Consider the following 21,981-nt stretch of genomic DNA (forward strand, 5'->3'; position numbering starts at 1 on the left):
GGGTTAGCGGGTGGCGAGGGCGGGAGCGGCCCCGGCGCCGGCGGGCGCGAGGACGGCGGCGATATCGAGCAGCAGCACGAGCCGATGCGGGAGGTTGGCGACGGCGTGCACGTAGTTACCGTTGCCCGCGAGCAACGTATCTCCGACGGGACGGATCACTTCGGGAGGGAGGACGTGAAACTCGCGGGCGGCGTCGACGATCAGCGCCACGGTACGGTTCTCGTGGCGGAGAAAGAGGAGGCGGTTCCGGGGGGTACGATCGGCACGAGGAAGCCCGAAGCAGGCGCGGAGGTTGAGGGCGGGAATGACCTGGCCCCGTGAGAACACCACGCCCTCGAGCGCGCCGGTGCTGTTGGGCACCGCGGTGATGTGCTCGAGCATCTCGATGTGGAGGACATCGGCGCTGCGGACACCGTAGGTAGTGTCGGCCAGTTCGAAGAGGATGAAGCTCTCGGCGGAACTCATGACGCGAAGGAGGGCGCGGCGGACGGACGGGCGCAGCGGGCCGTGGCGGCCAGTTCGTGGGGATCGAGGATGAGGACGGGTCGGCCGTCGCCCAACTCGGTGGCGCCCGAGATTCCGGGCACCTGGATCAGGGGATCCTGCATTGCGCGCACGACCACCTCGCGGCGCCCTAGCACGCGGTCCACCACGAGGCCGATGCGGCCGTGGTCGGTGTGCAGCACGAGGGTTGGCGCGCTGGCGTGCTCGCCGCGCGGCAGGCCAAAGACCTGCCGCAACCGCAGCAGCGGCAGCACATCGTCAGCATGGGGCACGACCTCGAACCGGTTGACGAAACGGATCTGCTCGGAGGCGAGGGCGATCACCTCATGCACGGCGTCCTGCGGGACGGCGCAGGTGTGATCGCCGGCCGTGACGACAAACGTCTCGGCGATCGACAGCGTGAGGGGCAGCCGCAGCGAGAACTGCGTGCCGCCGGCGGGCGACGTGGTGAGCGCGAGGTTGCCCCCGAGCTCGCGGACCGTGCTCTGCACGACCGCCATGCCGACGCCGCGGCCGGCGGCGCGATCGGCTTCATCGCGGGTGGAAAAGCCGGGCTGGCAAAGCAGGCCCAGCAGCGTGTGGGCATCAAGCGGCTCGGGAACGACCAGCCCCGCCGCCGCGGCGCGCGCGGCCACGCGCGCGGTGTCGATCCCGCGGCCGTCATCCCGCACGCGGATGAGAACCGAGTGGCTGGCCGCCTCCGCACTGAGCGTGATGGTGCCCGTCTCGGGCTTGCCGACGGCGCGGCGTTCGGCGGGAGATTCGAGGCCGTGCGTCACCGCATTGCGGACAAGATGGAGAAGCGGCTCCTTGAGGCGCTCGACCAGGAATTTGTCGATCTCGGTGTGCTGGCCTTCGATCGCGAGCTGGGCGGTCTTCCCGGAGTCGCGGGCCAGGTCGCGCACGACGAACGGGAGGCGCGTGAAGATCTCGGCGATCGGCACGAGCCGCACGCGCGTGAGCGCGTCCCGCAATTCGCGCAGCGAACGGGCCAGGGCAAGATTCACCTCCTGCAGCGGCGGGCGATTGCCGGGCAGGCGGCCAATCCGCTCTTCGAGCCGGGAACGATGGATCACCATCTCCCCGGTGATCCGCATCAGTTCATCGAGGCGGCTGAGGTCGACGCGCACGAGGTGCGACGGAGCGACGAAGAGGCTGGCTGAAGTCGGCGCGGGCGGCGGCGCCGGCGCGCTGGCGACCGCTTCAGTCGGCGCCGGCGAGACGGTGACACCGTCGGCCAGCCAGATGTCAGGGGCTCCCGGATTCGTGTGGGCCGCGACGGTAAAATCGAAGCGCATGGCGCCGCCGGGCTGGATGACGGGGACGGCGTTCGTGATCTCGCCGAGCGCGGTGAGGCGTGCGCGCACCTGGCTGACGTTCACGCCGCGGCGGTCGAGCTCGGGGGAGGGGGCGAAGCTGAACCGCCAATGGGCGGGCGATGCGGGTGGCGGGGATGAATGGGAAACCTCAGGCGCCGGAACCGCGGGCACGTGGGCCGCGACGTCCGGCACGGGCGTCGCGGCGGTATTGTTCAGCCGGGTCAGAGCGTCGTCGATCGGCGGCAGCGACTGCTGGAGGCGATGGGCCGCCACGAGTTGCTCAAGCCGCTGCGCGGCAAACGCGAGTGGCTCGGTCGCGGTGGCCGGGAGGGGCGCGGGGTGGCGGACGTGTTGCCGCAGCCGTTCCTCGATGGCATGGGCGAGCTGCTCGGCGGGGCGGAGCCCGGCGAGCGCGGCATTGCCCTTGAGCGAGTGCATGCTGCGAAAGCAGCTCTCGAGCGCGGTGGCGTCGGCCCGGCCCGCCGCCGCGGCGTGTTCGAGGCCGGTGAGCTGCAGCCGCACGTTGCTGAGCTGCTCGTCACACTCCGCATAGAAGTCGTCGAGCAGTTCGGCGCGCAGGGACTCGTTGGCATCCGACGTCATGACGCGGCCGCGGGATGGGGCGCCAGGGGGACAGCCGGCATCGGTAGGCGGGCGGGGGGCTGCGCGAGGAGCTCGAGCCGCTGGTGGAGCTGGGCCGGGGAGATCGGCTTCACGCAATAGTCCGCGGCGCCGCAGGCGCGCGCACGCAGCAAGTCGCTGCCGTGCTCGGAACCGCTGAGCACGATCACTTCGAGTGGGGGCTCGAAATGCTGGGCCTGGATCCAGCCGAGAATCTCAAAGCCGCTGAACACCGGCAGCTTCAGGTCGAGAAACAGCAGATCGGGACGCGGCTGTTCCCCCGCCTGCATGGCGCGCAGGTAGGTCATGGCGAGCCCGCCGTCGGCGAGGTGGACGACCTCGCAGTCGCGCGTGCATTTGCCGACGGCCCACCGGAAGAAGAACGCATCGTCTTCCGAATCCTCGACGAGCACGACGAGAGGCCGGCGCTGGGAAGTGGACATGTGGGCGGAGATTGGGCGGGGCGCGAGTACCGCCGGATTTGGCGGGCGGGTTTGTCGCCGCCGCGATGCGGAGAGTCGAGGGCTTAAGGCTCCCATTTCCTTATGGGAAAATGTCTTTGGGGAAGCGCCGCGGGCGCACGTAGGGGAAATCCCGGTACATGATCGGGCGGCTTTGGAGGCGGTTTCCCAGGTGGTGACGCGGGTCGACGAAACTGACACCGCCGCGTCCGAAGCGAGGGAAGGTGGGTCTTCGCCCCGTTTCGAGAACCCTGTGCCGCGGGCGATGTCTTTGCGTCGTGTCGGCCAAGTAGGCCTTTGTCAGTGGCTTACCAAAACCGTATCTTTTTATTGGCTACACATCCTTAGCAAAAATGCAGGTGCCAACGGCCTCCGAGGCCACTTTGCTTTCGCCAAACCATGGGTCAGAAGAGACAAATCAACGCCCGCGTGCCGGACACGCTCCACGATCTGATCAACGAGCGCGCCCGGGTAATTGAGGAAACCCAAGGCGGCTACCTTAGTTTGATCGCGCAATGGTGGTACGCCCAAGGGCATCCTCCCGTAAACGACTACGAGGCTCGCCTGATGGAGCAGCGCAAGAACGGCACCAAGCCGGGACAGGCGGCCGGTCAGTGATCCAAACGCGCCGGTGACCGCGCGGGGCCGGCGGCGGTGGGGCTACTTCTCCTGGGCCGCTTGCCGTGCGTTGAAGTCCACCAGGGCGGGGCCGAGGGCTTTTGCCGCTCCCTCAAAATCCTTCTCGAGCCATTTGGCGGCCAGCATGCGCTGCAGATTGGCCGCGCGGACCACGTCGGTGATCTGGGCGGCGAGCTGAAACGCGTCACGCGCGTCGGGGCGTAGCTCCATCACGGATTGGGCGAGCGCCTCGTGGGCGTTGTCGAAATCCTCGTGGCTGCCCTGACTTTTCAACCAGTCGATGGCCTCCTGGAGCCGGTCGGAGCGCGTCAAGCCCTGGACGATCTCAGCGGCCGCCGTGCTCCGGGTTTCGCCGAGCGGCAGAGTCGTTGCCCAAGCCAACGCGGACGGGGTGTCGTCCGCCAGCTTGCGCTTCGCCACGGCTTCGATCAGCGCCGTGCTCGCATACGGGTTCTGGAGCGTCGCGATGAGATGGTAACCGGCCTGGTGATCGTCGTCCGAACGGCTGCGGAGCAGCTCGGCGGCGAGATCCCGGCGCAGCCCTTCCTGCCAGTCGCGCCGTGGGCATTGGTTGATGAGTGTGAGCGCGGCGTCCAACCCGGTGTCGCGGCGAACCGTGTCGACCATCCGGTTGAGGCGGTCGATGAGTGACTCGGAGTCGCGCAGGTCCGGAGTCAAACAAAGCTCCATCGTCAATTGGACCGCCCGGTCGCGATCCTTGTCGAACAACACGTCGAGCATGCCCGAAATGAGCCCCGGAGCGGCGTCCTCGACGCTCTTCTGATAGGCCAACGCACAATCGAGCGCCTCCTGGGGAGCGCCGTGCAGAATCCATCCCTTGAACAGGTTCTCTGCGGCCGTGGTGCTGCGGGCTGCGGGTGGAAGCTGCGCATAAGCCTGGAAGGCTGCCAGCCCGTCGATTTGGGTCCACCGCGCCAGCGCGATGCTCAGCAAGGGCTCGCGATGATCGCTCGTTCCGGCGGCGTCGACCACGTCCGCCAGCTCCGCCTCGGAGGCTTGCGCCATCCACAGCACGGTCGTGAACACCGTGTCGATGCGCTTCTCTGAATCCCGACGGGCAAAGGCCGCCACCACGTCCTGCGGGCTGAGTCGCGGTGCCGCGGACTCTGCCATGGGCGCTGGATTTCCCACCGAACCTCTCACGGACGCCATCGCGATGGCCTGCCGCGCGACGGCTCGCGGCGCGCGGACCTCGCTCGTGTGCCCACTGCTCGATCCCGAAAGGCGGCCGCCCCAAAACGCGCCCAGGCCGCTCAGGGCCCAAAGCGCCACGATGAAACCGGTGCCGCCGGGACGCGCGGCGGAAGAAGGGCGCCGGGTGGAAGCCGGCACGCGGTGGCAGGAAGAAACGAGGTCTGGCATGGCAGATGGGCGCGGCGCTCGGTTGCCGCAGCCTGGCTGCCCGGCGAACACGCGCACCTTGGCGCCTACTCTCCTTGAGGGCCGCTGCCCCGACCTTCTTACACGGCCGTAGAACCAAAAGACCGCCTGCGCATCCCGCACATCAACTTCCTTCCGCGGGCAGTCCGAGGGCTTGGCGCAGCGACGTCTGGGCAGTCTTCTCCTCGGCAAACGGCTGCCCCGAGGATCTCCACAGGACTCGCAGGCACCACAGCTTGTCCGCCTGGTGCAGCGCATCGTCTTTCTGCTCCTGCGCGCGGGCGATGACGGCCTCGCCCACGGCCTTTTGAAACGTTTCGGCCACGACCGTGAGGTCCATCGCCAGGAGGCTGTCCGTCAGCTTCCTCCGCACCGTGGCTTTGTCCATGTACGCGGGGTCCTGGACCGGCACGCCCCTGGCCCGGTTGCCCTTGATCTCGCGGCCACGTTCGGATGTCGCGGCGCGTCCACTTAACGGGGACGCGAGCGTCTTGCCGCCGCGCGAGAACTCGATGCGCACTGGGAGCCGGTGAGTCAGGGCATGGTCGATGATCGTGTAGGTTTCCTTGGCGTAGGTCGGCACCTCGACCCAGGCCGGGGTTCGGCGCAGCGTGTCCGCCGCCTCCTCCATGTCCCGCTGCGCCCGCTGGATGTTTTGCACGGCTGCCATGGCCCCGTAGGGATCGCCGTACGCCATCCGCGCGGAACTCATCGCCATGAACGTGGCGTGCTCGTACGCCGCGTCGTACATTCGTTTCGCTCTCTCGTAGTCGGGATTTGTCTCGGTGTGGGTGCCGGTCTTGTACCGGACACTGTCCTCGGAGGTCTTCTTCTCATCCTCCGTTTCCACCGCATCGAGGGCGATCACCGTGGTCAGCAGGGGAGCGCGGCCACCCGACGCGCAGGACAACCAGCCTGCATGGGGACCCGCCAGGGTGCGGATCAGTTGTTCGCGACACTGGGTCGCTCCGGGGAGCATGGCTTCGTCGACCACCTTGGGTATCGCCCAGTCGACGCTGGCATCGAGTTGGCGGGTGGCATCCCGCACGAGCTCATCGCGGAAACCGGTGTCGAGGGTCGCGCCGCTGGCGGCCGCGAGATCGGCGAGATAGAGCGCTGCTCCCGGCAGCTGGCGGCGGGCAAGCTCGCGACTCCAGTCGGCATAGGCGCGGCTCAGAAATGCGGTTGCGTCGGCCGGGTTTCGGAACTGGGTCCGCGCCGCTTCCACAAAGGGAATCGCGCGCCGCATCCCGCGGGCGTCCGTCGTCTGCACGTCGATGCCCAGCGCCGAGAGATGCTCCAGGAACCGCTCCAGCGAGGTTTCTCCGATCAGCATTCGGCCGGTGACTTTGTAGGCCTGGCCGGTCAGGGCGGCAAAGCGATCAATGACGTCCTGCGCCTTGCCGGCATGCCGCTCGCGCAAGGCCGAGCCGAGCAATTCGGCAAACGCGAGGCTCATCCGCCCTGCGAGCTGCGTCCGTGCCTCCGCAACTTCCTCCGTCAATGGCCCAAGCCGGGACGCCTGTTCGAGGCGCCTTTTGGCCTGTTCGAAGTCGCCCTGGTCGGCCGCTTTCCCGGCCGTCTTTAGCTCATGGCGAACGCGTGCCTCCTGCAGCTTGACCAAGCGCGCCGCGTTTTTGGGCGACAGGGCGCCGGGGAGCTCCGCGGTGCCGATGAACTCGGACAGTACCTTGGGCAGCGCCGGCAAGGGAAGATCCTTGATGGCCGCGATGGCATCGTGCGCTCCGGCCGAGTCACCCTGGGCGATCTTCTCCTCCGCCTCGGTCAGGAGTCCGGCGACTTTGTTGTCCCAGTTCACTCGGGACTCGATGCTGCGCTCGACCACCCGCGTCTGGGAAATCTCCCATGCGTACCTCGACCAGCGGAGATCCTGGCTCGCGGCATCCCATTCGCCCGCCTGGGCGTGTTTTCGGGCGTCCTCGATGTAGCCGAGGGCGTGTAAGTAGTCGCGATACAGCAACCCCGCGATGACAAGTGCCGTGCATCCCACCAGCGTCGCTCCGAAGAGGATCAGGCGTCGCCGGATCATGCGGCTGGCGGTGGCGAGGAGTTCCCGTGGCGCCGCGGCGTTGGGACACGCCTTGAGCGCCCGCAGGGCCGAATGCTTGAGCGTGCGCCAGCGCCGGGCGGTCCGGGCCTTTTGCCCATCGGCGATGACGGTGTTGAGGGTGTTCAGTTTGACCCGCCATGCCGCCACGTCCTCCGACGCGTAGTTGACGGACTCTGCGTCGCACAAGGCGGACTCCACGGCCGCAAGGTCGCCCATGTCCCACGCCGACTGCATGCGCTCGAGTTGGCAATGAACCTGCGCCGCCACCGCGCTCAACGCCTCATCGATGGCCGCCTTCAGGGCCTGGTGCCGGCGCTGCAGATCGTCGGCGGGGGCGGAAAACTCCGGCAGCCAGCTGCCGGCCTGCTCCGCCAGGGAGGCGGTCACCGCCGCCATCGTTTCGGCGGCTTGTTGGGGCCGGCCGTGCGCGTGTTCTTCGCTGGCGGTCGTAAAGATGCTCTCGAGTGACTGGAGCTTGAGCTCCTGGGCCTGGCGGACCTGCTCGCGCTCGATGGCTGCGGCCAGGGAGGCGCAGAGCGGGTCGTCGGAGTTCAGCTTGCGGTACTCATCGAGCTGGCGCTGGGCCGCATCGACGTCGTGGGCTTGAAGGGCCGCCTCGATGCTCTGCCGGAGCGCCAGCAGCGCCTCCGCGTCGGCAATCCAGTTCTTGCGGTTGAGCGCGAGGAGCAGCGGGCGCAGGTCCTCGGCGGAGGAATTGATGAGACCAGCCTCGATGAACTGGACGGCGGCTTTCACGCCGGCGACGCGGTCGTTGAGTTTTACCGCGAGCTCCGCGCGCAGCCGCCACAGCTCAAGATGATCCGGGCAGGAGGATAGCAATACGTCGGCCCGGCTGGCCGCACTGGTAAAATCGTCGCTCGTGCTGCCCGGGGAACGCGCTAGTTCGCGGATCGTTTCGAACTCAAGCAGGTCGCGGCCCGTCAGAGTGGATTTGTCCGTGCCCTGCGAGGCGCAGTAATGCGCCGCGCCCAGGGAAACCGCCGCCAGCGCATTCGCATAGTCGACGAGCGGCAGGGCGGTCTTCGCCTTCAGCATCTGCCGGACGAGAGCGATCTGCGAGGAGCCGCCAATCAGCAGGACCTCCGCGGGCGTCAGGCCCTCCCGTGCGCAGCGTTCGAGCAGCTCCACGGTCAGCCGCACGGCCTTGGCGCAGAGGTCCTCGATGCATGCGTTGAACAGCTCGCGGGTGCATTCAAAGCGACGGGGCGTCTGGCCATTTTCGATCAGCACCGCGGCCTTCTCCGCGCGGGAGAGCCGCTCTTTGCACTCAACCAGCGCACGGCGGTTGCGGCTGTGATATTCGATCGGCAGGGCCGACAGTGGGCCTTCGCCCTGCTGCGCCAGTTGTTCGTCGACCCAGGCAGCCAGGCGCTCATCGATGTCCACGCCGCCGAGCCGGGCGTCGCCGGAGTAGAGGCTCGGGTGGGCGAACGCGGCGTCGCCCTTGAGGGTCACGAGTGCGAGATCGAGCGTGCCGCCACCGAAGTCGAAAACGAGCACCCGATGATCCTCGGCCAGGGGGCGGCCGGCACGCTTCTGCTCGTGCAGGTAGGCATACGCCGCCGCGGCGGGCTCAGGCAGCAGCGTGATCTCCTTGAAGCCCACGCGGCGGGCCGCCTGTTCGAGCGACTCACACGCGGCCGGGCCGAATGAAACCGGCACGGTGATGACGGCCCGCTCGATCGTCGCATACGTGGCTTTCGCCTGGCACTGGGCAACGAGGTCCCGCAGGAACGCCGCCGTGAGGTCGACGGGCGTGAAGCTCTCGCCGTCGATCACCCGGTTGGTGTCGGTGCCGAGCAGGCGTTTGAAGTTATCGACGTAGCGGGAGGGTGCGGACACCGCCTTGTCCTCCGCCTCTTCGCCGATCGCGAAGGCGCCGTTGCCTTCGCTGTACAGCACCGTGGGGATGTCGTCGCGGCCGGTGCCGAGCCGGATGGGTTCGGGGTGCCCGACGGGGAAGCGTCCCATCCAGCGGGAAACCAGGGTCTTGGTGGTGCCGAAATCGACGCCGATCTGCGGTGCGTAACTCATGATCTTGCGAGTAGCCGATGATAAATTTCCTCGAGACGTGCGGTGATGTGCTCCAGGCCGGGTTGAAGCGCGCGGGCGCAGGTGTGGCTCTTGCCCCGGAACGCGTCGATCCACCGTCCCAGCTCCGGCAGCGGGGTCGTGTCCCAGATGCCGTGCGAGTCGGGCTCCGCCATCATGCACGCGGCGCAGGCGATGCAGTGTTCGTCCGGCTTGAGGCCGTGGGATGGGCCCTGCAGCCAGTCGAGCGTGCGCAAGTCGAGGTGCAGGCCTTCGACCTGCGCGGACCACGCGAGGCGACGGCGGTCAAACCCGAGCGCGAGACGGTTGCAGCGCTCGATTTCCGCGGTGAGGTCCCGCACGACGCCGTCGATCCATTGGCGCACGGGCGCCGGGGCGAAGGCGCCGAGGCAGCCTTGGGCCTGCGTGGCCGCGGCAAGCTGCTGGCGCAACGTGGCCACGTGGCGGTTCAGGGCGAGCGCCGCGGGCAGGAGTTCCTTGCTCGCGAGCACCAGTAACTGGAAGAGCTTCAGCAGCTCCGCCCGCCGGAAGAAGCGGCGTTCGATCAGCGCGGTCAGGCGCTCAATCCCCGAAAGCTGGCGCGCCAGCCGGCGGGCGTCGGCTCCCGAGGCCGGCGTCTCCCGGGTGAGTCGCTTCGCGAGCAGCACGAAGCTCACCCAGGGCAGCGCAGGGTAGAGGTCCAGAATTGCCCGGCGGGCCGGCTCGCGCTCCCAGCGGTCCCGCGTCTTGAGGCAACGTTCCAGCGCGACGGCCTCGGTGCCGGCCAGCACGGCCAGCAGTCGCTCCCAAAACGCGTCCGGAGCTTCGGCGGCCGCCAGCGCCAGCGGTGCGCTGACCGCCATGGTTTCGGCCACGGCGCCGTCGAGTTGCGCGTGAAGCTGGGCGGCCTTGCGCTCGGCCTCGTCGAAGGGATCCGCACTGTCCAGGCCGTCCCATTTGTGGACGACGCAGACGCTGTTGTAGGCGTCCGCTCCCGGGATGCGGCTCTGCCCGAGCTGCTGGAGCGTGGCCCGATCCGATTCCCGCCCGATGGTGGGCACGACGTAGATGAAGGCGTCAGCCTTTTCGTTTTCCGCCAGCGAGGCCCGGATGGCCTCGGGATCGAGGAACTGCCGGGCGGTCTCCTCGTGGGCGTCCTCCGCGCTGCCGGTGCCCGGCGTATCCACGATGCGGAACTTCCGCAGGGCCTCCACCGCCGCGAAGAATTCCAGGCGCGAAACCTGCCGCACGCGCTCGACGACGTCGGGGGACTTGCCCACCCATTCGCTGATCCGCGACCGGGGCATCGGCTCGGACCGGCCGTCCTTCCAGTGGACGACGAAGTGCTGGAGCTGGTCCGTCGCGCCGTGCTGGATGACGTTGATCGTGGCGGTGGATTCCTCCGTGCCGCACACGGCGACAGTCTGGCCAACCAGCGCGTTCAAGAGGGTGGACTTACCCGCCTTCATCCGGCCCGCGATCGCCACGGTGAAGGGACTGTGCACGCGTTCGGCGAGCCGGGTGAGGGCGCGACTGTGGGCACGCACGCATTCGATCTGCTCGAGATCGGACGCGCTCTGCCGGAGGAACTCGTGGAAGTCCTGGCGGGTGATCACGACTGGGGTGCGTTCAGGGCCGCGGTGCGGAGCTGCAGTTCCTGCCTCAGTCGCGCGAGCGTTGTCTCAATGGCCTTGTTCCTCCCGCGTTCCTCGCCGAGTTGCGCCTCGGTCTGGCGATGACGGGCCGCCAGCTCCTTCACGCGGCGGTCGAGCCGTTCCTTGATGTCGGCCACCGCGCTGCGGAGGGTCGCGGTTGCCGCGGACTCCGCCGCCACGGCCGCCTTGGAGAGTTCCGCCGAGGCCGCCAGTTGCGCGCTGCCCAGCAGTTGGTTGATCGCCCCCATGATCTCGCGCTTGGCCGACTCCGCCTGCTGCTTCCGGCGGTGTTCGAGCGTGAGCGCGCTGCCCCACAGGCCCGCGATGGCCACGCCGAGCGAGCTGCCCAGGATGGTGCCGACGACGGGGACCACCGATCCGATCAGGCCGCCCGCCATGCTCGCCATCGTCATGGCGGCCATCCCGCCAAAGAATCCCATCTTGGCCTTTTCGAAGACCTGCCGGTCCTCGGCCTTCTGCGCGAGAGCCGCCAGCGCGGTTTGGCCGGTGTCGCTGGCCTCGGCGGCGTGTTCGTCGTGCGGATCGAGCTTCAGCGCAATCTGCGCGCCGGCCTTGTCCGCCAGGGCGCCGACCAGGCGCGTGACTCCTTCATGGAGCCGGCGGGTGGCCAGGACCAGCACCTGCGATGCCTCCGCGCGCGCTTCCTCGGCGAGCGGATTGACCATCGCGTACATGGCCTGGGCATCGGTGGCCTTGGCGAGCTGGTGTTCGATGGCCTCGGCAATATCGCCGCCGGGTTTGAACTTCTGCGCCAGCGAGGTGTTGAGGTCGATCTTCAGCCCGTTCAGTGAATCGGCAAACTCGCGCAGCAACCCTGGTTGCCTCTCGGTTTCCCACGTCCGGATGGCGGCCTGCGCCGCCTCGAGCTCCCGTTGGATGGCATCGCGCTTCTCCTTGGTGTCGGCTTCGGTCACCCGCCGCTTATCGGCGGCCTCGGTCTCGAGCAGGGTGAGGCGTTCACGGGCGCGACTAAGGGCGGTGGTGCAGAGATTGATCTCCTTTTGGCGGATGAGCCGCGCCTGGAACTCCTGCAGCAGCGCCGGGAAGCCGCTGTCCGCCAGGTCCTCGCGCGCGCCTTCCGGATCCGTGCCGGCGGCCTGGTCCGCGTCGGTCTTGAGCCGCGAGCTGAGGCAGAAGTAGCGCAGCCCCGCCCGGGGAAATCCGGCGTGTTCGAGAATCGCCAGGTTGTTGGCCATGCGCTGCTGCGCCGCCTGCCGTCCGACCTCGGCCTTGGTCTGGATGAAGACGAGGTTGCCCGTGATCTTGCGGAGCTCGGCGAGAAACGAGAGCTCCTCACTGCCGAGCGGCGACTCGACGCTGTCGGTGACGAAGAAGACGGCGTCCGCGTCGGGGGCGTGGCGATACGTGATCTCGCGGTGCTTGGCGTAGAGGCCACCGATGCCCGGGGTGTCGACGATCACCAGTCCGTCCTGCAACACCCGGGCGGGCGCCTCGACCGCGATGTGGCCGACCTGCTTCGCGTTGCCGGGGTTGCCCGCTTCCGTGCCGTACGCGGGGAGCTCGGCCGGCGAGATCTCCCGGCTCGGAATGCCTTCGATCTCCCAGCAGACGGTGTAGCGCACCTTCGGGCCGTAGCTGATTTTGAAGAGGGTAGAGGTCGCGACGTCGGAGTGGACGGGCACGAGGCCCGGCAGGCCGCAGAGTGCATTGATGAACGAGGACTTTCCCTTTTTGACCTCACCCATCACGACGAGGCGGAAGATGCCCCGCCGCACGCGATCGATGGTGCCGGTGAGCATCGCGTCGGAGGGACGCTCAAAGAGCTTGGTTTCCACGAGGGCCATCCGCTCCAGCAGGGTGATTACGCTCTGGCGATCCGTGATCACCGTGGGCTGCGCCGGGGAACCGGGCGTGGGCGTGGCGGGCAAGACTGGGTTCATGAGCGGTTAAGGGGATTGCGGGCGGCCCGGGACGGGCCGCGCTGGAGGCGGCTGCGAAATGACGACTTCCTGCTTCCGGCAGACTCGGCCGAGGAGGGTGAAACCGGTGGAGCCCTTGCGCACGATCTGCGGACCCGCCTGCCGCGGATCACGGGCGGGCTCGACGCCGATCGGCTTGTGGCGTTCGGCGTCCAATTGATCACTGTCGATCAGCGTGGCTCCCTGCGCCTCGATGGTCTCGATCAGCGCGGTGCGAACCAGCAGGAGCTCGGCGCGTTGGGCGGGCTGCGTGGCGCGCGCGCTCATGCCCGCCAGCAGGTCGATCGTGTCCACGATCCGGCCGATGAGCCTGGCCTTGCTGTCATCGCTGGCACGCGACGCGGACGCCGAGGCCTGCGCCCCCGCCCGGGTTGCCGCGTTGCTGGACGCGGGGCGGGGCGCCGCCGCGGGTGGGGCGGGGACCACGGGAGCGTTGGGCGCGATCTTGCGGGCAAACCAGATGCGCGCCGCCTGAAGCAGGCGCTGCGAGCGCGCGATCAGATCCGAGAACCGGTGCAAACTCATCGGCAGGCGACGTCACCCTTTGCGGCGGACGCGGGCAACTCAGCTCAAGGCTCCTGGGTCTTGTCCGGCGTCGAGATCGGACGCGTCGGGAGTGGAAGGCGGCTCGACCGGATCGAGGTGGAAGAAGTCGTGCAGCGGATCCGCCACGCCGGGATCGGACTGGGCCAGGGAGATCAGGCGGCGGGAAAGCGTGGCATCGAAATCGTTCAGCGGCTGGTTCGCGAAGGCGTCGAAGTCCATCGGCTGGCCGAACTGGAGCTGCAGGTCGTGATAGTGGTGGGCCGCCTGGCTGAAGATCAGCTCGAGCCGGCCGAGGGCCATGACGTCGGTGTCGGGCGCGAGGGCGAAGTCGTGCAGCTCGGCAAACGTCGCGTAGGGCAGTTCGCCGACGGTCGCGAGGTGGCCGGTGGCATAGTTGAAGTTCTCCATCCCCGGGGCGAAGACGGGTGCGGGTTCCACCGTCGACACCATGAAGCAGTTGGAGTCTTTCCACGCGTCGATGAACTGCTCCATCGGGTATTCGGCGGCGACCTGGCCGGTGCCTGGATCGGTGAGGATGACTTTGACGTTCTTGGGGTCGGTCGTGTCGATGCTCGAGACGATCAACGCGTGATCCGGCTGCTCAAGGCCGATGAAATCCATCACCCGCTCGCCGATGCCCCGGTCCCACAGCTCGCCGGCATCGACGCCGATGATCACCTTGTGCCCCTGGGCGAGCTCGTTGGAGAGATTAAAAATGTTGGCGTTTTCGAAGCGCTGGACCTGGACGCCGTGCGCCTCCAGCAGGTTGCCGACGGCCTCGGGCGAGGTGCCGTGGCCCGGCTGGTACCAGCCGCGCTGGGTGGCCTCGGCGATGAGCTGTTCCTGGGAGATATGGACGCCGAAGTCGCGCAGGACGATCTCCTGGCTGCGAATGGCGCAGGTGTCGGAGTAGCCCTGATAGATGTCTTGCGGGGTCGCTCCGGCTGGAACTTCGCCGAATTGCTTGGCGGGATCCGATTGGGTCATGGCGTCGTGAAAGGATGCGGTGGCGGAATCGCCGGCGAAGCCAAGGGCGTCGTCGGTTGTGTGCTCACCTGATCCCGAGGCCGCATTCGCGTCATTTCTTACCGACGGGTCGTGTTTTTCTCCGTCGGCGCCCGCGAACATGGGCCCGGCGATTGGCGCGGCGGGCCCGGCGAGCCGGGACACGAGCGCGCCGAGGCCGCCGAGGGTGGTGAGGCCCGGCAGCGGGAAGGAGCTGACGGTGGAGTTCTTCGCGTCGGTTGCCCGCGCGAGTTGGCGCAGGCGGCGGAGCGCGCGGCGCGTTTCTTCACCCGAAACCGGCGGAAGCGTGCCCTCCACCTCCCGCAGGTTCGTGGCGGCGAGCGTGGCGAACGCCTCCTGGCAGGCCGGACAGTGGCTGGCGTGCGCCGACCAGCGGCGCAGCTCGTCGTCGGTGGCGCGGCCCTCGACGATCCGCAGCAGCGCCAGGTCGTTGGGACAATCAGGCATGGACCCCCTCCTTTTCCAGCAGTGATCGCAGGTCGGCGATGGCTCGACTGCAGCGCGTATAGGCGTTGGCCGGCGAGATGCCCAGCAGCTCCGCCACCTCCGCGACGCTGCGTTCCTCGACCTTGTAGAGGAAGAGGATGTCGCGGTGTTGCAGGTTCTCCAGTTGCATGATGGCTTGCCGGATCTCGCTGGCTTGGCGGTGCCGTTCGGGGAGGGCGTCGATGAGACGATCCACCTCCTCCTGGTCTGGAGGACGGGGTGCGCGCATTTCTGACGGCTGGCGGATGATTCTTTTGGCGAGCAGCCGGGAGGCGATCAACGTGACGTACGACGCCAGCCGGCAGGCCTGACCGGCGCGGTTCTCACCTTGAAACAGCCGCAGCGCGTGCCAGTCGCGCCGGCTGAGCTGGAGGAAGACCTCGCTGACCAGCTCCTCGAACTCCCAGCCCGCCGCCCGATACCGGACGGCCGCCAGGTATTTCAGACGCGCCCCGCATTGGTCGCACAGCAGCCACGCGATCGCGGCGGCATCGCCGGAAACGATCCGTTCCACCAACTGTGCATCGGACAGCCGAGGGTACTCCACAGATGACACTGGGTTCATGCGGCGGCTGGAAGGCGCCGCGCCGAGGATTCCGGGCGTCAAAAGCCTGACAAGCTGAATCCCGGTCGTGGTGTCACTCGCACCAGACTGGCTATAATCTGCGCCGCCGTCGGATCTGGGCGAGCCAGCGAGCGCACGGCTTCCGCCCGAGGCAAAAGCCCCGATCCGTGCCCGCGGCTGCGGGGTACCTGCTACGGACTTGCGCCTCGTCGCTGCAGATCGGTCGCAAGTACAAATTCAGGGTATGCGGTGCGAGCGCGGCGCGCGGCGGGACGTCAGGGCTGCGCGGGGGCGACCGTCAGCGTCGCCGGCGCGCTCGCGGCCGAAACTGGGATTGTGCCGGGCGCGGGCCGATTCGCTGCCACGTCAAAGCCATCGAGTGAACCGGCGACGAGGACGCTGTACTTGCCGGCGTTGGCGGGCGTGACGCCGCGCACCTCGAGTTGCGCGCCGCGCGCGCCGCTGATCACCGCGCCGTCGCTGCGCGGGCCGTCCGCGAGCGGCTGGCCGGCGAACATCCACTGGTACGTGGCGGCGCCGACCGCGTGCGCCACGAAGCGTGCCGTTTCCCCAGCGCGGACCTGCACGGACTTGGGCTCCGCGGTGATGGCGAGCGTATTGAGGGCATCGACCGGTCCGACGTCGGACGCCGCGTCGATGCGGACGTTGGTGGCGTTGTAGAGCTTGAGCCCGCGGCCGCCGGAGAGGCGGACGTCCTGGAGCCGCACGTCCTCGATCAGGAAGTTCGCGAGCGGGAGGCCCCAGATGATGCTGAAATCGCCGGCGCGGGTGGCGGTCAGGTGCTCGATGGTGATCGCCTTCCAGGATGGCAGGGTGCTGCTCGCGAGCGGCAGCGGCGGCTCGGTGTTCCAGGCGCGGACCTTCTCCGGCGTGGTGGCGTTGCTGCCGCTCGGCGAACCGGGGTTTCCCACCATCTTGTAGTAGCTGTAGAACACGATCGGGTAGCGCACGGCATCCATCGTGAGATTGCGGTAAACAACGTTCTTCACCTCGCCGCCCTGGGTGGCGTCGGCCTTGAGTCGCAGGCCGGAGACGGTGCCCTGGAAGGCGCAGTTGCGCACGAGCATGCCGTCGAGGCCGCAATTGCTCTGGCCGCCGACGGACATGCCGTGACCGAGGCCGAAGACGCAGTCGGTAATGGTGATGTCCTGGCAGAAGGTGCCGCCGGGCTTCATCACCACGTTGTCGTCACCGCAGGAGACGTAGCAGTTCTGGATCAGATGGTGCGTGCCGGCGGGATCGAGGCCGTCGGTGTTGGGCCCCTCGGGGCTGTCAACGGTCACCCCGAAGACGGTCAGGTGGTCGGCGCTGATGGCGGCGTGGAACATCGGCGAGCGGGTCAGCGTGAGGCCGGAGACGAGCACGCGTTCGCAATTGTTGAGACGGACGAGGTAAGGCCGGTGCGGCATCTTCTTGTCGGCGCGGAAGGCGGCCCACCACGCTTCACCGTCACCGTCGATGACGCCGGCGCCGGAGATCGCGATGTCGTGGGCTTTGGAGGCGCTGATGAAGTCGGCGTAGCGTTTCCCGGTGAGCGGGTAGGACCCGGGGGCGGACGAGGCCGAGTATGGGAGCGCTTGGAGCACGGCGCCGCCTGCGATCTCCAGCCTGATGCCGGACCGCAAGGTGAGGGGGGCTGACCGGTAGGGACGCACGGCGGGCGGAAGGAGAACGGTGCCGCCACCGGCGGCGGCCGCGGTGTCGATCGCCTCCTGGATGGCGGAGGCATTGTCCTTGATGCCATCGGCCACGGCGCCGAAGGCGGTGACGTCGAAGACGGCCGGGGCGAGGTGCGGCAGGTCGGGGGCGCGGGCTGCGGGCTGGGGCGCGACGGGCGTGAGAATGGCGGCGGCGCTGGTGGTCGCGTGCTGGTCGTTGCGGACGGTTACCGAGTAGGCGGCGGCGGTGTCCCAGGTCGCGGCGGGCAACCGCAGCGAGGCGTGCGTGGCGCCAGGAATGGGGCGTCCGTCACGATTCCACTGATACCGCAGGGGCGTGGCGACGGGGCTCGTCGCGAGGACGTGCAGCTCCGGCGACGTGCCGAGCAGGACGAGTTGCGACGCGGGCGGGGTGACGATGGCTGGCGCGGCGGGATTCACCGCGGCGGGAGCAGCCGGCGCGGTGAAGATGGGCGCGGCGCGGGGATTCCAGGCGTTGCCCAGGACCCAGGTCGGGTTGCGGTAGTTGGCGATCGTGGCGGCGTCGGCGGGCTCGGTGAGCTGGCGGGAGCCGGGCAGCCGGGCGCTCACGTCGACGGGCTGGCCGTCGGGCAGGCGGCTGTTGTGTTCCCAGAAATGGATCTGCGCGGGGTCCTGCGGGCCCTGCAGCAGCCAGGCGACGGGGTGGACGGCGGGCGTGAGCGTGCAGTCGAGGAGGACGACCTCGCTGTGCGGGAAACGGGCGGTGCTCACGCGGGTGAGATAATTGCCCATAATGCCCTTCGCGCCTTCAAAGGTGCAGCCGACGTAGACGTAGCCGTGGTTGGTGCCGGGGTTGCGGATCTGCGTGAAATACGCGCCGGAGCGGAGGCTGCGCGCGGTGCAGCGCGAGAAGAAGCACGGGCCGGTGCCCCACATGAAATCGATGTCCCCCTCGATCAGGCAGTTTTCGAGGTAGGCCTGGCCGTTGATCTGGAGCGTGTCTTGGTAGCTGTAGAGATCGACGTCCTTGAGAATGGCGCGGGCCCTGGTGGTCCCGTTGAGGAGCACGGCCTCGGCCTGGGATCCGCCCTGCGGCGTGGCGTTGCGCACGGTGAGGTTGGCGAGGACGAGATCGTCGACGCGATGGGCGAGCAGGACTGAACGATGGTAGACCGCGCCGCCGAGCGGGGCGGCGCTGGGCTGGGGCTGGGGCGAGCCGAACGGGTTGCCGTTGGTGGGGTTGAAGCGGTCGTTGTTCGCGTAAGTGATGACGGACTCGCGGCGATCCTCACCGAGCAGCGTGACCGCGTGGCGGTTGGCGATGACGATGAGTTCGCGGTACGTGCCCTTGCGGATGAACAGCGTGACCGGGCGCGTGTTGCCTTCCGGAATCCAGTCGATCGCGCCCTGCACGGTGCAGAAGTCTCCGGTGCCGTCGGCGGCGACCACGATCCGCGGCGTGCCGGCGGCGGGCGGGGTGGCGCGCGTGGTGAACGTCCAGCCCTGTTCGAGCGCGGCGCTGGCCTGATGGCCGACGGTGAAGGCTCCCGGCTCGGCGGTGACGGTGTAGCTGGCGCCGTACTGCAGGGCGCCGTTGCGCGGGTGGAGCGTGACCTCGCGGCCGGTCACCGTGGCGGGCAGGTAACGGAAGTTGGGTTCGCCGCCGATCGTCTGCGTCGCGTACGGGGCGCCCACCTCAATCACGTCGACATCGCGGCCGGTGGCGGTGTCGCGCACATGGATGCGGCCCTGGCCGAGTTGGACGTCCGCCGGGAAGGCCAGCCGCAGGGGCGTGTCGGGTGAAACGTGGGTGGCGCCGGGTGCTGGGAACGCGGACGAGAGCGGCCAGGTGGAGGCGGCATTCGCGCGGAGCGTGGGGGCGAGGAGCGCGACAAAGGCGGCCAGGCGGAGGACGGGGCGGTAGCAGGCGAGGAGGGACATGCGCGGGGAGAAGGACGTGGCAGTCCACGCCCAAGGTGCGCGGGCGGCGAACGTTTTTCGGCGGGGGAGGGGCAGGGAGGGATGGTTCGGCGCCGGACGGTCCGCCGCTGCGGGGAGTACTGCGGACTCGCCAGTGCCGACGGCGGTTGCCACGGTGCACAGCTCCATGAACCGCAGCATTCACCACGAGTTTGTCGCCCTTGATGAAGGCCTGGGAACGGTCCTGCACGTTGACGAACGGGACCAGCGCCGGAACTGGCTCCTGCCGCTGGGGCACGAGCAGCCGCGCGACATGCAGCTCGTGGGTTGCGGACGGGTGCTCATCGGGCACCACCACGGCTACACGGAGTTTGACCTGGCGACAGGCGCACGGGTGAAGGAACTCGCGAGCCTCAAAGGCGTGACGTCGGTGCGACGGCTGCCCAACGGCCACACGCGGCTGGCGGGTGTGAACCTGCTGGATGCGACCGGGGTGGTGCTGGCGGAACTCGACGCGCAGGATCGGGTGATCGAGAAGCAGGTGCTCGAGGGCGACTATGTGCGACTGATGCGGGAGACGGCCGCGGGGACGTTCCTCATGATGTGCAACACCAGGATACGGGAGACGGACCGCGCGGGGAAGACGCTGCGCGAGCTGCCGGTCGAAGGATTCCTGCATGCCTGGAAGGCGCTGCGGCGGCCGGACGGCACGATCATTTCCTCGGCGGGGTATGGCGCGTTCATGGTCGAACTCGACCCGAACGGCCGTGAACTCCGCCGGTTTGGCGGCAAGGGCCAGGTCCCGGAGGCGGTGCATCCGTTCTTCTACGCGATGTTTCAACTCCTGCCGAACGGCGACGTGGTGGTCGTGAACTGGCAGGACCACGGCCCGGGCCACGGCGCGGCCGGTGTGCAGCTGCTGCAGTTCAATCCCGCCGGCGAGATCGTCTGGCAGTGGAACGAACCCGCCCTGATTTCATCGCTCCAGGGCGTGATCGTCCTCGACGGCCTCGACGTGTCGAAGCTTCACGACGAGCGCGACGGCGTGATGGCGCCCCTCTGTTGAAAAGGCTGAAGGGCTGAAGGGCTGAAGCCGGAAGCCGGAGGCCGGACGCCAGATGCCGGAGGCCAGAGGCCGGAAGCCGGAGGCCGAATCAGATGTCGGATGTCAGAGATCAGATGTCAGAGGTCGAAAAAAACGGGACCGACATCTGACATCTGCCGCTTCCAGCCTCCGGCGTCTGACCTCTGATTGCTGACATCCGACATCTGACTTCTGACGTCTGGCCACCGCTCAGAGCGGATATCCGTTGCGGGCGGTGATCTGGTCGGCGATGCGGCGGCGCAGGGCGATGCTGTTGAGCGGCTGCCAGGCGAGCAGCAGGCGGACGGTCTTCAGTTGCTGGCCGAAGCTGGCGTCATCGCGGAGGCAGCCTTCGAGGACCCGGCGGGCCGCGGCCTCGATGCGGCCGAGGCTGTCGTTGACCGACAGCGTCGCCAGGTCGGCGGCCACCGCGGCCTCGGGCGCCAGGCGCGAGCGGAGCTTGAGCGCGCGCAGCACGGCGCTCTCGCCGAGGTAGATCTCGGAGACGACATCCGCCAGCGGCGCGAGCACCTCCTGCTCGTCGCCGATCTTCAGGCCGAAGGTACGACCCGCGATGCCGGCGAGGAGGAAGACCAGCTTCTTGGCGCGTCCGAGCAGAGCCTGGGCGTCGAGGAGCCGATCGGCGCTCGGGAGCGCTGGCGGCGTGCCGGTGATCTCCGCCGCCACTTTCAACGCGGTCTGCAGAAGCGGGAACCGGCCGCGCTGTTCGCGGCGCAGCAGCGTCGTGGGAATGAAGAGCCGGTTGATCTCATTCGTGCCTTCGAAAATGCGGTTGATGCGGGCATCGCGCAGCGCGCGCGCCGCGGGAAACTCCTCGGTGAATCCGTAGCCGCCGTGGATCTGGAGCGCCTCGTCGGCGATCTCGAAGAACATCTCGGAGCCGCGTACCTTCAGCACCGAGCACTCCACCGCGAACTCATCGAGCGCGCGGGCAAACGGCGGGTTCATCGAGTCGACCGTGGCGCCGGTGGCGAAGAGTTCGTCGATCAGACCGGCGGTGCGGTAGGTCGCGCTTTCGGTCGCGTAAATCTTCGCGGCCATGTCGGCCAGCTTCTGGCGGATGAGCCCGAACGAGGCCAGCGGCCGGCCAAACTGCTGCCGCTCCTGGGCGTACTTGGTGGCGAATCCGAGTTGCGCGCGGGCCGGGCCGACCATCGCGGCGCCCAGGCTGTACCGGCCGAAGTTCAGGATGTTGAACGCGATGTAGGCGCCCTTGCCGACCTCACCCAGCACGTTTTCCACCGGCACGGCGACGTCCTCGAGGATGAGCCGGCGCGTCGAGGACGACTTGATGCCGAGCTTGTGCTCCTCGCGTCCGGTGGAGACGCCGGGGAACGTCCGCTCGACCAGGAACGCGGTCACGTGCTGGCCATCGATCTTGGCGAACACCGTGAACAGGTCGGCCCAACCCGCGTTGGTGATCCACATCTTCACGCCGTTTAGGATGTAGTGCTTTCCGTCGGGTGAGAGCACGGCCTTGGTCTTCATGCCGAGCGCGTCGGAACCGGAGCCGGCCTCGCTCAGGCAGTACGCGGCCATCCACTCGCCGCTGGCGAGTTTCGGCAGGTAACGCGCCTTCTGCTCGGCGTTGCCGAAGTAGATGAGGGGCTGGGAACCAATGCCGCTGTGCGCGCTACAGGTGATGCCGAAGCCGCCGAGCCCGGCCAGCTGCTCGATGACGCCGATGTGCGCTCGCTTGCCGAGCCCGAGTCCGCCGTTTTCCTCCGGCACCTCAATGCCGAGTAGACCGAGCTCGGCCGCCTGGTTGAACAATTTGCGTGCGAGGCCCTCCTCCTGGTGCTCGAGTCGGTCGAGCTGCGGGAGGACGTCCTTGTCCATGAACCGCGCAGCGGTGTCGGCCATCTGGCGTTCGTCGGACGCGAGATCCTCGCGGGTGAAGATCTCGGAGGGGTCGATGTCGTGGAGCAGGAAGTCGGCGCCCGTGAGGCGGGTGGGGAGGGCAGTGTCGATGGGCATGTTCGGGGTGG

Annotated in this window: 14 protein-coding genes; 2 read left to right on the forward strand and 12 right to left on the reverse strand. The window is 68.3% G+C overall.

Annotation, left to right across the window (positions count from 1 at the left end):
- Positions 1-3 precede the first annotated feature (3 nt).
- Genes DB354_RS21400 through DB354_RS21410 form a run of 3 tightly spaced genes read right to left on the reverse strand, consistent with a single transcriptional unit; the run spans position 4 to position 2,887 of the window.
- The gene (locus DB354_RS21400; protein ID WP_107837666.1) at positions 4-465 is read right to left on the reverse strand and encodes a chemotaxis protein CheW; all 462 of its coding nucleotides are present in this window, start codon (positions 463-465) and stop codon (positions 4-6) included.
- The gene (locus tag DB354_RS21405) at positions 462-2,426 is read right to left on the reverse strand and encodes a chemotaxis protein CheA (protein WP_107837667.1); all 1,965 of its coding nucleotides are present in this window, start codon (positions 2,424-2,426) and stop codon (positions 462-464) included. The genes DB354_RS21400 and DB354_RS21405 overlap by 4 nt, the downstream gene beginning before the upstream one ends.
- Positions 2,423-2,887, reverse strand: a complete 465-nt coding sequence (locus DB354_RS21410; RefSeq protein WP_158277657.1) for a response regulator — start codon at positions 2,885-2,887, stop codon at positions 2,423-2,425. The genes DB354_RS21405 and DB354_RS21410 overlap by 4 nt, the downstream gene beginning before the upstream one ends.
- Before the next feature lie 417 nt (positions 2,888-3,304).
- On the opposite strand from DB354_RS21410, the gene DB354_RS21415 reads away from it, so the two are divergent.
- The gene (locus tag DB354_RS21415; protein ID WP_107837669.1) at positions 3,305-3,523 is read left to right on the forward strand and encodes a hypothetical protein; all 219 of its coding nucleotides are present in this window, start codon (positions 3,305-3,307) and stop codon (positions 3,521-3,523) included.
- 42 nt (positions 3,524-3,565) lie between these two features.
- Here the strand turns inward: DB354_RS21415 and DB354_RS21420 are convergent, their stop codons facing one another.
- The 8 genes from DB354_RS21420 to DB354_RS21455 all read right to left on the reverse strand — a co-directional run bounded on the left by DB354_RS21420 (position 3,566) and on the right by DB354_RS21455 (position 18,909).
- Positions 3,566-4,678 carry a hypothetical protein gene (locus DB354_RS21420; RefSeq protein WP_146180362.1) on the reverse strand — a complete coding sequence of 371 codons (1,113 nt, stop codon included), beginning with the start codon at positions 4,676-4,678 and terminating at the stop codon, positions 3,566-3,568.
- Positions 4,679-5,069: 391 nt separating this feature from the next.
- Positions 5,070-9,071 (reverse strand): Hsp70 family protein, encoded by a 4,002-nt coding sequence (locus DB354_RS21425; protein ID WP_107837671.1) that lies wholly within the window; start codon positions 9,069-9,071, stop codon positions 5,070-5,072.
- The gene (locus DB354_RS21430; RefSeq protein WP_107837672.1) at positions 9,068-10,684 is read right to left on the reverse strand and encodes a dynamin family protein; all 1,617 of its coding nucleotides are present in this window, start codon (positions 10,682-10,684) and stop codon (positions 9,068-9,070) included. The genes DB354_RS21425 and DB354_RS21430 overlap by 4 nt, the downstream gene beginning before the upstream one ends.
- Positions 10,681-12,645 (reverse strand): dynamin family protein, encoded by a 1,965-nt coding sequence (locus DB354_RS21435; RefSeq protein WP_107837673.1) that lies wholly within the window; start codon positions 12,643-12,645, stop codon positions 10,681-10,683. Before DB354_RS21435 ends, DB354_RS21430 begins: the two co-directional genes overlap by 4 nt.
- Before the next feature lie 6 nt (positions 12,646-12,651).
- A complete protein-coding gene (locus DB354_RS21440; protein ID WP_107837674.1) occupies positions 12,652-13,209 on the reverse strand; it encodes a hypothetical protein in 558 nt (185 codons plus the stop codon).
- A 39-nt stretch (positions 13,210-13,248) separates the two neighbouring features.
- Positions 13,249-14,703, reverse strand: a complete 1,455-nt coding sequence (locus DB354_RS21445) for a hypothetical protein (RefSeq protein ID WP_107837675.1) — start codon at positions 14,701-14,703, stop codon at positions 13,249-13,251.
- Positions 14,696-15,307 carry a sigma-70 family RNA polymerase sigma factor gene (locus tag DB354_RS21450; protein ID WP_107837676.1) on the reverse strand — a complete coding sequence of 204 codons (612 nt, stop codon included), beginning with the start codon at positions 15,305-15,307 and terminating at the stop codon, positions 14,696-14,698. The genes DB354_RS21445 and DB354_RS21450 overlap by 8 nt, the downstream gene beginning before the upstream one ends.
- A gap of 275 nt (positions 15,308-15,582) precedes the next feature.
- Positions 15,583-18,909: a pectinesterase family protein gene (locus DB354_RS21455; RefSeq protein ID WP_158277658.1), complete on the reverse strand. Its 3,327-nt coding sequence runs from the start codon at positions 18,907-18,909 to the stop codon at positions 15,583-15,585.
- Positions 18,910-19,075: 166 nt separating this feature from the next.
- Here DB354_RS21455 and DB354_RS21460 point away from each other — a divergent pair, with 166 nt between their 5' ends.
- On the forward strand, positions 19,076-19,954 hold the full coding sequence (locus DB354_RS21460; protein WP_146180363.1) for a hypothetical protein: 879 nt from the start codon (positions 19,076-19,078) through the stop codon (positions 19,952-19,954).
- 228 nt (positions 19,955-20,182) lie between these two features.
- Here DB354_RS21460 and DB354_RS21465 read toward each other — a convergent pair whose 3' ends face one another.
- Entirely contained in the window at positions 20,183-21,970 is a 1,788-nt protein-coding gene (locus tag DB354_RS21465; RefSeq protein ID WP_107837679.1) for an acyl-CoA dehydrogenase family protein, read from the reverse strand.
- Positions 21,971-21,981: the final 11 nt, after the last annotated feature.

This window comes from Opitutus sp. ER46 (assembly GCF_003054705.1).
GTDB lineage: Bacteria > Verrucomicrobiota > Verrucomicrobiia > Opitutales > Opitutaceae > ER46.